11 protein-coding genes are annotated in these 12,524 nt (G+C 55.9%); 6 read left to right on the top strand and 5 right to left on the bottom strand.

The window, feature by feature from the left end; genetic code table 11:
• The first annotated feature begins 1 nt into the window (after nucleotide 1).
• Nucleotides 2-454: a hypothetical protein gene (locus BJP35_RS17645; RefSeq protein WP_014171609.1), complete on the top strand. Its 453-nt coding sequence runs from the start codon at nucleotides 2-4 to the stop codon at nucleotides 452-454.
• A 45-nt stretch (nucleotides 455-499) separates the two neighbouring features.
• On the opposite strand, the gene exbD is transcribed toward BJP35_RS17645, so the two are convergent.
• Both exbD and exbB read right to left on the bottom strand, forming a co-directional pair.
• On the bottom strand, nucleotides 500-925 hold the full coding sequence (exbD, locus tag BJP35_RS17640; RefSeq protein ID WP_014171610.1) for a TonB system transport protein ExbD: 426 nt from the start codon (nucleotides 923-925) through the stop codon (nucleotides 500-502).
• Between the two features lie 4 nt (nucleotides 926-929).
• Complete coding sequence (gene exbB / locus BJP35_RS17635; RefSeq protein WP_047743650.1) at nucleotides 930-1,661, bottom strand: tol-pal system-associated acyl-CoA thioesterase; 732 nt, start codon at nucleotides 1,659-1,661, stop codon at nucleotides 930-932.
• A 251-nt stretch (nucleotides 1,662-1,912) separates the two neighbouring features.
• On the opposite strand from exbB, the gene metC reads away from it, so the two are divergent.
• Together metC and yghB are read left to right on the top strand one after the other, a co-directional pair.
• Nucleotides 1,913-3,100 (top strand): cystathionine beta-lyase, encoded by a 1,188-nt coding sequence (gene metC / locus BJP35_RS17625; protein ID WP_047743652.1) that lies wholly within the window; start codon nucleotides 1,913-1,915, stop codon nucleotides 3,098-3,100.
• A gap of 149 nt (nucleotides 3,101-3,249) precedes the next feature.
• A complete protein-coding gene (yghB, locus tag BJP35_RS17620; RefSeq protein WP_014171613.1) occupies nucleotides 3,250-3,909 on the top strand; it encodes a DedA family general envelope maintenance protein YghB in 660 nt (219 codons plus the stop codon).
• Between the two features lie 47 nt (nucleotides 3,910-3,956).
• On the opposite strand, the gene BJP35_RS17615 is transcribed toward yghB, so the two are convergent.
• Nucleotides 3,957-4,856: an AraC family transcriptional regulator gene (locus BJP35_RS17615; protein WP_020883659.1), complete on the bottom strand. Its 900-nt coding sequence runs from the start codon at nucleotides 4,854-4,856 to the stop codon at nucleotides 3,957-3,959.
• A 195-nt stretch (nucleotides 4,857-5,051) separates the two neighbouring features.
• On the opposite strand from BJP35_RS17615, the gene yqhD reads away from it, so the two are divergent.
• Both yqhD and dkgA read left to right on the top strand, forming a co-directional pair.
• Nucleotides 5,052-6,215: an alcohol dehydrogenase gene (gene yqhD / locus BJP35_RS17610; protein ID WP_044857771.1), complete on the top strand. Its 1,164-nt coding sequence runs from the start codon at nucleotides 5,052-5,054 to the stop codon at nucleotides 6,213-6,215.
• Between the two features lie 105 nt (nucleotides 6,216-6,320).
• On the top strand, nucleotides 6,321-7,148 hold the full coding sequence (gene dkgA / locus BJP35_RS17605) for a 2,5-didehydrogluconate reductase DkgA (RefSeq protein ID WP_020883657.1): 828 nt from the start codon (nucleotides 6,321-6,323) through the stop codon (nucleotides 7,146-7,148).
• Between the two features lie 35 nt (nucleotides 7,149-7,183).
• Here the strand turns inward: dkgA and BJP35_RS17600 are convergent, their stop codons facing one another.
• Complete coding sequence (locus tag BJP35_RS17600) at nucleotides 7,184-9,355, bottom strand: YgiQ family radical SAM protein (RefSeq protein ID WP_020883656.1); 2,172 nt, start codon at nucleotides 9,353-9,355, stop codon at nucleotides 7,184-7,186.
• A 200-nt stretch (nucleotides 9,356-9,555) separates the two neighbouring features.
• Here BJP35_RS17600 and BJP35_RS17595 point away from each other — a divergent pair, with 200 nt between their 5' ends.
• Nucleotides 9,556-11,031 (top strand): TrkH family potassium uptake protein, encoded by a 1,476-nt coding sequence (locus tag BJP35_RS17595; RefSeq protein ID WP_047743654.1) that lies wholly within the window; start codon nucleotides 9,556-9,558, stop codon nucleotides 11,029-11,031.
• Between the two features lie 33 nt (nucleotides 11,032-11,064).
• Here the strand turns inward: BJP35_RS17595 and ftsP are convergent, their stop codons facing one another.
• Entirely contained in the window at nucleotides 11,065-12,477 is a 1,413-nt protein-coding gene (gene ftsP / locus BJP35_RS17590; RefSeq protein ID WP_020883655.1) for a cell division protein FtsP, read from the bottom strand.
• Nucleotides 12,478-12,524 lie beyond the last annotated feature (47 nt).

The raw sequence follows: 12,524 nt of genomic DNA, 5'->3' as shown, positions 1-12,524 counted from the left end.
CGTGAAAGAAATTAAAGATAACGACGTTTATTTGGCTTTAGATAACAAAAAAAGTGATGAATTTATCTTAAAGCAAAATCTCGATGCACTGCGAAACACAAAAAATGCTGAGATGACGCGAATAACTCAGGACCTGGTATCGATCCCGGCGACGCTGGTACGCCTGAAATGGCATAATCGCCGCGAGATTTATCCTCTGCAGGTGAAGGAAGAGATATACGGCGCGGTGATGAATACCCTCATCGAACAGCGGCCTGAGCTGAAAGAGAAGCTTCTCGGGCGTCTGGAGGCCAATTATCAGTACCTGCTCGCCAGAGAAGTGGCCACCCTGCGCCTGACGCGCAAACTGTCTGACGGCGAGTACCGCACGTCAAACGTCACCTGCGTTGCGCTTGATGAAGACGCGCTGGCGTCCCACGCGCCTGCGCCTGCGCCCACTGAGACAAAAAACTGATCGCCCGACACGCATAAAAAAAGCCGGCTTTCGCCAGCTTCTTTGTTATTTCGCGGCCGCTTTCTCTTCGCCGACCAGCCCAATCTTGAGATAACCCGCCTGATGCAGCGTGTCCATTACCTTCATCATGGTTTCGTAATCGACGGTTTTATCCGCGCGGAAGAAAACCGTGGTGTCTTTCTTGCCGCCGGTGAGCTGATCCAGCGCCGGGATAACAGACTGATCCGTCACCGGGTCGTTGCCGAGGAACATCGATTTATCCGCTTTCACCGACAAATAGACAGGTTTCTCAGGACGCGGCTGCGGCTGGCTGGAAGAGGCAGGCAGATTCACCTTCACGTCGACCGTCGCCAGCGGCGCAGCCACCATGAAGATAATCAGCAGAACCAGCATGACGTCGATAAACGGCGTCACGTTGATTTCATGCATTTCGCCGTTATCGTCCAGATTTTCGTTAAGACGCATCGCCATACAATCAACCTACGCGCAGTTTAGACGCCGCATGCACCGGTTTAACGGAGCTGGCATTGAGGTCAAGATCGCGGCTTTGCAGCAACAGCACCTGCGCGGCGACGTCACCGAGCGTGGCTTTATAGTTGCCAATCATACGCGCGAAGATGTTATAGATGACGACCGCCGGAATGGCCGCGACCAGACCGATTGCGGTCGCCAGCAGCGCTTCGGCAATCCCTGGCGCAACCACCGCCAGGTTGGTGGTCTGCGTCTGCGCAATGCCGATAAAGCTGTTCATGATGCCCCAGACCGTACCGAACAGACCGATGAACGGTGAGATCGCCCCGATAGTGGCCAGATAACCGTTACCGCGGCCCATATGGCGGCCAACGGCAGCAACGCGACGCTCCAGGCGGAAGCCGGTACGTTCTTTAATGCCTTCGTTATCTTCACTGCCTGCGGAGAGTTCCAGCTCGTTCTGTGCTTCGTTGACTAACAGGGTGGTCAGGCTTTTTCCATGGAAGGATGTGGTCATGTCTAAGGCCTGATCCAGGGAGCGGGCTTCAGCCAGTTGCTGTTGTTCCCGCTTGAGGCGACGCTTCTGCGACAGCAGGTCGACGCTCTTACTGAAGAAGATAGCCCAGGTGATCACGGACGCCAGAACCAGGCCGATCATCACAATCTTAACCACGATGTCAGCATGATGATACATGCCCCAGACGGAGAGATCCGTCTGCATCAAATTATTACCCACTCTGTATCTCCAGGACGCAAATCACAAAATCTGACCGTAATAATATCAAAACGTCGTCGAATTGATAGTAGTTCTCATTAGTATTTACATACTGCCGTAATTTTCGTTCACTTTCCTTGCGCTTACGCAGTAAAAATTTCTTATGCGTATTTTTGCTAATATTTTCTGCTTATTCGATAAGCCCCCGGGTGCAGATTTTTACAATCGTGGTAGTCTGGACGTCCAGACGTATAAAAACAGGGTTAGCGAACATGACAAAGAAGCATCTTGATACCACGCTGGTACAGGCAGGACGCAGCAAAAAATACACACAGGGATCGGTCAACAGCGTGATTCAACGCGCCTCCTCGCTGGTATTTGATACCGTCGAGGATAAAAAAATCGCCACGCGCAACCGCGCCAAAGGCGGGCTGTTCTATGGCCGTCGTGGCACGCTAACCCATTTTTCACTTCAGGAAGCCATGTGCGAACTGGAAGGCGGCGTGGGCTGCGCCCTGTTCCCCTGTGGTGCGGCGGCAGTCGCCAATACCATTCTGGCGTTTGTGGAACAGGGCGACCATATCCTGATGACCAATACCGCTTATGAACCAAGCCAGAATTTTTGCACCAAAATCCTCAGCAAGCTCGGCGTGACCACCGGCTGGTTCGATCCGCTGATTGGCGAAGGTATCGCTGAACTTATCCAGCCGAACACGCGCATTGTGTTTCTGGAATCCCCAGGCTCTATCACCATGGAAGTGCACGACGTCCCGGCTATTGTGAAAGCAGTGCGCAGCAAAGCCCCCGAGGCAATCATCATGATCGACAACACCTGGGCGGCGGGCGTGCTGTTCAGGGCGCTGGAATTCGACATTGATATCTCTATTCAGGCAGCGACCAAATATCTGATTGGCCACTCTGATGGCATGATCGGTACTGCGGTATCCAACGCGCGCTGCTGGGATCAACTTCGGGAGAATGCCTACCTGATGGGCCAGATGGTGGATGCGGATACGGCCTACATGACCAGCCGCGGTATCCGTACGCTGGGGGTGCGCCTGCGTCAGCACCATGAAAGCAGTCTGAAGGTGGCCGAATGGCTGGCCCGGCACCCGCAGGTCGAGCGCGTTAACCATCCGGCGCTTCCGGGCAGCAAAGGCCATGAATTCTGGCAACGTGACTTTACGGGCAGTAGCGGGTTGTTCTCATTTGTTCTAAAAAAACGGCTCAGTAACGACGAACTGGCGAACTATCTGGATCATTTTACCCTTTTCAGCATGGCTTACTCCTGGGGCGGGTTTGAATCCCTGATCCTGCCTAACCAGCCGGAGCAAATTGCGGCTCTGCGCCCCGGTGGAGAAGTGGATTTCAGCGGCACGCTGATCCGACTGCATATTGGTTTAGAAGATGTTGACGATTTAATTGCGGATTTAGCGGCAGGGTTTGAACGTATCGTGTAGAGTGCATGCTGAAAATGTACTCCCTGGACGCTTTTGTGAACACTGCCACCAGAAAAGTCTGCATTAGTTGCGCCCGCGATCAAACCCCACGGGCGAATTAGGGAGTACAATAGCGCTATATCTGCATCTGCTGTTCCACAGGAAAGTCCATGGCTGTTATTCAAGATATTATTGCGGCGCTCTGGCAACACGATTTTGCCGCGCTGGCGGACCCTCACGTTGTAGGTATCGTCTATTTCGTGATGTTCGCAACCCTGTTTCTGGAAAATGGATTACTGCCAGCCTCATTTTTACCCGGTGACAGCCTGCTTTTACTGGCCGGGGCGTTAATCGGTAAAGGCGTCATGGACTTCACGCCGACGATGGTCATACTTACCTCCGCTGCCAGCCTCGGTTGCTGGCTGAGCTATCTGCAGGGCCGCTGGCTCGGCAATACGCGCGTCGTGAAAGGCTGGCTGGCTCAGTTACCGCATAAATATCATCAACGTGCGACCTGCATGTTTGACCGCCATGGTCTGCTGGCGCTGCTGGCCGGGCGTTTTCTGGCGTTTGTTCGCACGCTGCTGCCGACCATGGCAGGCATTTCCGGGCTGTCAAACCGCCGCTTCCAGTTCTTCAACTGGTTGAGCGCCCTGCTGTGGGTAGGCGTGGTGACCACGCTTGGCTACGCGCTGAATATGATCCCCTTTGTGAAACACCACGAAGACCAGGTAATGACCTTCCTGATGATTCTCCCGCTTTTCCTGCTGGTCGCGGGACTGCTCGGGACGATTGCGGTCGTGATTAAGAAGAAATACTGCAGCGCGTGATATAAAAAAGCCGGGTGACGTTACGCTTACCCGGCTGGACTCTCCCCTCAGGTCCCCTGCATCATTCTGATGCGCGACGCATCTTCCCCCGGCGTGACGCCGAAGTAACGCTTAAACTCCCGACTAAACTGCGACGCACTTTCATAGCCCACCCGCATCGCCGCCGCGCTGGCCTTCATGCCATCGTGGATCATCAGCATACGAGCCTTATGCAGCCGATAGGTTTTGAGATACTGCAGCGGCGAGGTGCTGGTCACCGACTTAAAATTATGATGAAACGCCGAGACGCTCATGTTTGCTTCCGCCGCCAGCTGGTCAACGCTCAGGTTTTCCGTGTACTGGCTTTCGATACGCTTGAGCACGCGGCTAATCAGGCTGAAGTGCGTCTGGCGGCTGACCAGCGCGAGTAATGCCCCACCGCCCGGCCCCAGCAGCACATGGTAAAGAATTTCGCGGATAATCTGTTTGCCCAGGATGCGTGCATCCAGTGGCCGTTCCATAACGTCGAGCAGACGCTCAATGGCGCAGAGGATCTCCTCGGATAACGTCGCGGAGTTAATCCCGCTCGCGGGCATCGACGGCCGGAACAATGCGTCCTCGCCAATCTCCATCAGCAGTTCCTGCAGCTGAAGAATATCGACATTTAAACGAATGCCCGCCAGCGGTACCGCTTCTGTCGCGAAAGTTTCACATTCAAAGGGTAAAGGTACTGTGAGCAGAAGATATTCATTGGTGTCATACCGGAACACGCGCTCATTGATGTAGCCAATTTTATGGCCTGAAAAGAGAAAAACGATGCCCGGCTGGTACATGACCGGTGTGCGTGTCCCTGGCTGCGTCCCATACAGAAGACGAATGTCAGGCAACATGTCACCGACGCCATTTTCTTTATCAATCAGTCTTTTAATCTGCGCAGTAAGCTGAAGGCAGATCGCTTCACGGTTCATTTTACGTTACTCCGGCTACGGTTTCCGACGTTGACAGTGTGCGCAGTTTACCGTGTTTTCTCCAGCGCTCTGTAGAAATGGGCAAGACATCGGCAGGAATGTGCATTGAGAGGATAGCCCCGGACGGCCACAATGTGCAGCATCAGGTCGCCTTCAGCGCCACCACGGTTTTTCACCCACATAAGGGAACGAGCAATGAATAATTTTAATCTCCACACCCCAACCCGCATTCTGTTTGGTAAAGGCGCTATCGCCGACCTGCGCGCACAGATCCCCGCTGATGCCCGCGTACTGATCACCTACGGTGGCGGCAGCGTGAAAAAAACCGGCGTACTGGATCAGGTTTACAGCGCGCTGGAAGGTCTGGACGTGCGTGAGTTCGGCGGTATCGAGCCTAACCCGTCTTATGAAACACTGATGAACGCGGTCAAGATCGCCCGTGATGAAAAAGTCACCTTCCTGCTGGCAGTCGGCGGCGGCTCCGTCCTGGACGGCACCAAATTCATCGCCGCTGCGGCGCACTACGCGGACGGTATTGACCCGTGGCACATTCTGGAAACCCGCGGCAGCGATATCAAAAGCGCGATCCCAATGGGTTCCGTGCTGACCCTGCCTGCGACCGGTTCTGAATCCAACAAAGGTGCCGTTATCTCCCGTAAAACTACGGGTGATAAGCAGGCCTTTATGAACGATCACGTTCAGCCTGTATTCGCTATCCTCGATCCGGTTTACACCTACACCCTGCCTGCACGTCAGGTCGCGAACGGTGTGGTCGATGCGTTTGTGCACACCGTTGAGCAGTACGTTACCTACCCGGTAGATGCCAAAATTCAGGATCGCTTCGCGGAAGGCATTCTGCTGACGCTGATTGAAGACGGCCCGAAAGCGCTGAAAGAGCCGGAAAACTACGATGTGCGCGCCAACGTGATGTGGGCGGCAACCCAGGCGCTGAACGGTCTGATCGGTGCCGGTGTGCCGCAGGACTGGGCAACCCATATGCTGGGCCACGAACTGACGGCCATGCACGGTCTGGATCACGCACAAACGCTGGCCGTCGTCCTGCCTGCACTGTGGAACGAAAAACGTGATACCAAACGCGCCAAACTGCTGCAATACGCTGAGCGCGTGTGGAACATCACCGAAGGTTCTGACGATGCGCGTATCGACGCGGCTATCGAAGCAACCCGCAGCTTCTTTGAAGGTCTGGGCGTGCCAACGCGTCTGTCCGGCTATGGTCTGGATGGCAGCTCCATCCCTGCCCTGCTGGCGAAACTTGAAGAACACGGTATGACCCAGTTGGGCGAGCACGGCGACATTACGCTGGAAGTGAGCCGTCGTATCTACGAAGCGGCACGCTAAGCGTTTTTGACATCCCGACTTTCGTTTTTTGACATTTCGTCCAGACTTAATGCACATCACATCGTCGGGGGTTCCCTCCGACGATGAGCACCTGAAGGAGGAAAAATGGCAAACCAAACCGTAATCAAGCTGCAGGATGGCAACGTGATGCCCCAACTGGGGCTAGGTGTATGGAAAGCCGGTAACGACGAGGTCGTCTCCGCCATTCATAAAGCACTGGAAGTCGGCTATCGGTCGATAGATACCGCCGCCGCGTACAAAAATGAGGACGGCGTGGGTAAGGCACTGGCCAGCGCTGGCATGCCCCGCGACGACCTTTTCATCACCACCAAACTGTGGAACGACGATCAAAAACGCCCCCGCGAAGCCCTGCAGGAGAGTCTGGACAAACTCCAGCTCGATTTCGTCGATCTCTATCTGATGCACTGGCCAGTCCCGGCTATCGATCACTATGTTGACGCCTGGAAAGGGATGATTGAGCTGCAGCAGGCAGGGCTGGTGAAAAGCATCGGCGTGTGTAATTTCCAGGTTCACCACCTGCAGCGCCTGATTGACGAGACGGGTGTCGCGCCGGTTATCAACCAGATTGAGCTGCACCCGCTGATGCAGCAGCGTCAGCTTCACGCCTGGAACGCCACGCACAAGATCCAGACCGAGTCCTGGAGCCCGCTGGCACAGGGCGGTGAAGGGGTGTTCGACCAGAAAATTATTCGCGATCTCGCGGATAAATACGGCAAGACGCCGGCGCAAATCGTTATTCGCTGGCATCTGGATAACGGCCTGGTGGTGATCCCGAAATCGGTCACGCCATCGCGTATCGCTGAGAACTTCGACGTCTGGGATTTCCGCCTGGATAAAGATGAACTGAGTGAAATTGCGAAGCTGGACAAGGGCAAGCGTTTAGGCCCGGATCCCGATCAGTTTGGCGGGTGAATAAAAAAACCCCGGCTCGCCGGGGTTTTTATTTTTTACGCTTTACGTTTCACGGGTTTCTTCGCACTGGCGTTACCGTTTGAACGCTGATGCACAATCGGCGTGTGCTTGGTCAATGCCGGACGCGTATGGCGGTTCTGGCGGCGCGCTTCACGCATCTCGTCAAGCGTAGGCGCAGGCACCAGGCAGTCGCGGCGCGAGCCGATCAGATGCTTTTTACCCATATCTTCCAGCGCCTGACGGATCAGCGGCCAGTTAGCCGGATCGTGGTAGCGCAGCAGTGCTTTATGCAGACGGCGCTGTTTATCCCCTTTCGGCACCACCACATCTTCACTCTTATAGCCAATTTTACCCAGCGGGTTCTTGCCGGTGTAATACATGGTCGTTGAGTTTGCGAGCGGTGACGGATAGAAGTTCTGCACCTGATCCAGACGGAAGCGACGCTGTTTCAGCCACAGCGCCAGGTTCACCATGTCCTCATCGCGCGTGCCAGGGTGCGCGGAGATGAAGTACGGGATCAGATACTGCTCTTTACCCGCCTGTTTCGAGTAGGTGTCAAACAGCTCTTTAAAGCGATCGTAGCTGCCCATACCCGGCTTCATCATCTTGGACAGCGGGCCTTCTTCGGTATGCTCAGGGGCAATCTTCAGGTAGCCACCCACGTGATGCGTCGCCAGCTCTTTGATGTAGCGCGGATCTTCCACGGCGATATCGTAACGCACCCCGGAAGCGATCAGGATCTTCTTGATCCCTTTCAGGTCACGCGCACGACGATAAAGGTTGATCGTCGGTTCATGGTTGGTATCCATGTGCTGACAGATATCCGGATACACGCATGACAGACGACGGCAGGTCTGTTCCGCGCGCGGTGACTTACAGCGCAGCATGTACATATTCGCAGTCGGGCCGCCCAGATCGGAGATCACCCCGGTGAAGCCAGGCACGGTATCGCGAATGGCTTCGATCTCATTGATGATCGAATCTTCGGAGCGACTCTGAATAATGCGCCCTTCGTGCTCGGTAATGGAGCAGAAGGAGCAGCCGCCGAAGCAGCCGCGCATGATGTTTATTGAGAAACGGATCATCTCATACGCCGGGATTCGGCTCTCGCCGTATGCCGGATGCGGCACGCGTTTGTACGGCAGCGCGAAGACGCTGTCCATCTCTTCGGTGGAAAGCGGGATTGCCGGCGGGTTGATCCAGATAAAGCGCTCGCCGTGCTTTTGCATCAGCGCACGCGCGCAGCCCGGGTTGGTTTCGTGGTGCAAAATACGGGACGCATGCGCGTAGAGCACTTTATCGGCTTTGACCTTCTCAAAGGAAGGCAGCAGCACGTAGGTTTTTTCCCACGGTTTCGGGCGCGGCGGCTGAACAACGATAGCTTTCGTTTCGGCTTTCTTTGGCTCTACCGGTTTGTTATCCGCACACGGCAGATCGTCGCCGTACGGGTGCGGGATCGGGTCGATTTTACCCGGCATATCAATGATACGGGAATCCACCCCGCTCCAGCCCGGCAGCGCCTCTTTCACCATGATCGCCGTGTTGCGCACGTCGCGGATGCTGCTCACCGGCTCACCCTGTGAGAGACGGTGCGCCACTTCCACCAGCGGACGTTCACCGTTACCGTAAATCAGCATATCGGCTTTGGAATCCACCAGCACCGAACGGCGCACGGTGTCTGACCAGTAGTCGTAGTGCGCGGTACGGCGCAGACTCGCCTCGATGCCGCCCAGGATAACCGGCACGTCTTTCCAGGCTTCTTTGCAGCGTTGGGTGTAGACCAGCGTCGCGCGGTCAGGACGTTTACCCGCGACGTTATCCGGCGTGTAGGCATCGTCATGACGCAGCTTACGGTCGGCGGTATAGCGGTTGATCATCGAGTCCATGTTGCCTGCGGTCACGCCGAAGAACAGGTTGGGTTTCCCCAGACGCATAAAGTCGTCTTTGCTGTTCCAGTCAGGCTGGGCGATGATCCCCACCCGGAAGCCCTGCGCTTCAAGCATACGGCCACAGATAGCCATGCCAAAGCTCGGGTGGTCGACATAGGCATCGCCCGTCACCAGAATGATATCGCAGCTGTCCCAGCCCAGTTGGTCCATCTCTTCCCGGGACATCGGCAGGAACGGCGCCGGTCCAAAGCAGGCCGCCCAGTACTGGGGCCAGGAGAAGAGGTCACGATCCGGCTGGATCAGGGAAATTGCGCTCATAGTGCTTCCGAAGAAAAAATAGACAAAAGGAGCGGGATTATACGCTGTTAGTCCGCCGGATTTGAAGAAAAGGATGCAAGAAGTAAACAGAAAATCCTGGAAGCCGTTAAAATACAGCGCACTGTTAATTTTGGATCATAATATCCACTATATCTTGCGGTAATCAGTTACCGGGATGCATTCTGGCACGGAGTTTCTTTGTGAAGTTCAACGATTCGTTACATGTGTCCCAGCTGCGGGTTGTGCTTCACCTCTGCGGTTTTCTGGTTCTTCTGTACAGCCTGTCCATGCTGCCGCCAATGGTTATCGCCCTGCTGAATAAAGAGCGAACCTACTTTGCTTTTTTAACCACCTTTTTGACCTTTTTTACCCTTGGCGGACTCACCTGGCGGGCAACACGTCATTCCGGTATACAGCTGCGCACCCGTGACGGTTTCGTGATTATCGTTCTGTTCTGGCTGCTGTTTTCATTGATTAGCGCCATGCCGTTATGGATGGATGACGGTCTGCACCTCTCCTTTTCCGATGCGCTCTTTGAAGGGGTCTCAGGGATCACCACCACCGGGGCGACGGTGATAGGGGACGTCAGTGCCCTGCCGAAATCGTACCTTTATTACCGCGCTCAGCTCAATTTCATTGGCGGATTAGGGGTCATCGTACTGGCCGTCGCGGTCCTGCCGCTGCTCGGTATCGGTGGCATGAAGCTGTATCAGTCGGAAATGCCTGGGCCGTTCAAGGAGGAGCGCCTGACGCCCCGACTCGCCGATACCGCGCGTACGCTGTGGGTAACCTATCTGGCGCTGGGACTGGTCTGCACGCTGGCGTACTGGCTGGCGGGCATGCCCTTTTTTGACGCCGTCTGTCACGGGCTTTCCACCGTCTCATTGGGTGGGTTTTCAACCCGAAGTGAGAGCATCGGGTTTTACGACAGCCACGCGATTGAGCTTGTCGCCGGGGCTTTTTCACTGCTTTCCGCGTTTAACTTTACCCTCTGGTATGTCGTCATCGCGCGCCGCACGCTGAAACCGATTCGGCGCAGCCCGGAGGTGAAATTCTTTCTCGGTGCCGCCACCGTCATTATCGCCATCACCGCCTGGCAGGTGTGGCACGCGGGGATGTACAACGGCACCGACAGCCTGGTACATGCCTTCTTTCTGGCCAGCTCCATGATGACCGACAATGGTCTTTCGACGGCCGATTACGCTCACTGGCCTCCCCACACCATTTTCCTGCTGTTGAGCGCCAGCTTTTTTGGCGGCTGCGTCGGCTCTACCTGCGGCGGGATCAAAGCGCTGCGTTTTCTCATCATGTTTAAGCAGTGTATTCAGGAGATGAATCAACTCGCGCATCCGCGCGCGCTGCTGAGTATTAAGGTCGGCAAAAGCGTCGTGAATGAACGCGTTCTGCGCTCGGTGTGGAGCTTCTTTTTTCTCTACGTGATGATAACGGGCTTTTTCGTCTGGGCGCTGAACCTGCTGGGATACGATCTGTTCACGTCATTTGCCACCGTTGCGGCCTGCATTAACAATATGGGGCTGGGGTTCGGCGAAACGGCATCGACCTTCGGGACGTTAAAAGACGAGGCCAAGCTGTTGATGTGTGCGGCGATGATTATGGGACGTCTGGAAATTTATCCGGTGCTGATCCTGTGCTCACGCTTTTTCTGGCGGGCATAAACATTCCCGGCGAACCGGGAATCGTATCGTGGTTTAGGGTGCCGGGTTGACCAGCATCTGGCCGACGGATCCCCTGTCCATCATCTCCAGCGTCTGGCTGTGGAACAGGAACGGGAAGTGCGGCCACGAAGGCTGTCCGTAGTAGACCAGCAGTTCGACCTGCCCATCCACCCAGACGGTATCCTTCCAGCCCCTGTCTTCAGGGAACGGCATCGCGCCATTGACGTTGCGGATCAGGAAACTCACCCCTTCGATATGGAACGACTGCGGCATGTCCGAGCGAACCGTCCAGCGCTCCCAGGTACCCTGCTGCGCGGTAATATCGATACGGTTAACGTCCCACAGCGTGCCGTTGATCCCCGGGTCGTCGCCCAGGCTGATATCGCGGCTGCGCACCGGCGAACCGCTCATGATCTCCTGCGGAAGCAGGCGCATCGGCAGGCTATCGGTCACCAACGGCAGCAGGCCGGTAGGACGCAGGGTCAGCACCAGGGTGGAGACCAGAATACTCGACGGCTCAAAGAAACCGCGAATGCGGTCCACAATGCTGGCCGCTTCGCCACAGGTGATCGACACCTCATCACCATTGGTCATATCAATAAGGATTTCGCGGCGTTCGCCTGGCGACAGCGCCAGCTGCTTCACGGAAACCGGGGCCGGTAAAAAGCCCTGGTCGCCGGAGATGACGTGTAGCGCGCGACCATCGCTCATTTGCAGCTGGTAGCGGCGCGAGTTAGAGGCGTTCAGCAGACGCAGACGTACCCATCCGCGCGACACTTCGACATACGGACTTTGCGCGCCGTTAACCAGCAGCGTATCGCCAACGAAGCCACCGCTGCCCGGCTCGCTGTATTCCGGCGTGCCGAAATTATCCAGCCGTTTGTCCTGAATAATGACCGGAAAATCATCCACGCCATAGTGGTTCGGGATTGGCAGGGATTTACTGATTTCATCTTCCACCAGCCACATGCCGGCCAGGCCGTTATACACCTGCTGGGCCGTGCGGTTAGGGGTATTGGCATGATACCAGAGCGTCGCCGCGCTCTGACGAATCGGCAGAACGGGCGCCCAGTCAGCGTTAGGCGACATCATGCGCGCCGCGCCGCCAAGCAGCGGGCCAGGCACCTGTAAACCACTGATGGTCATGGCGACATTTTCTGTCGTACGGTTACTGTAGATCAGCTTAACGTCATCGCCATTCCACACGCGTATGGTCGGCCCAAGGTAACGCCCGTTAATGCCCCACACCGGCGCACGCGTGCCCTGGGTAAAGGACCAGTGGCTGCGCTGTAGCGTCAGGAAAAGCGGCTGCCCGCGACGGGATTCTATTAACGGCGGAATGGGCAGCGGCTGTTGCTGCCCGGCGGCGTTGGCTGTCAGCGGCAGCGCACCCGCACAAAGGGCGATCCCGGAAGCCTGAATAAACTGACGCCGACTGAATGACATATAAGCTCCATCTGAAACGACTAACAACGCGGGAATTCGTTTTCCCT

The organism is Enterobacter sp. J49 (assembly GCF_002148625.1).
In the GTDB taxonomy this organism is placed as follows: domain Bacteria; phylum Pseudomonadota; class Gammaproteobacteria; order Enterobacterales; family Enterobacteriaceae; genus Enterobacter; species Enterobacter ludwigii.
The sequence above is the reverse complement of the archived record's forward strand: the minus strand, read 5'-3'. Positions and strand labels throughout refer to the sequence as shown.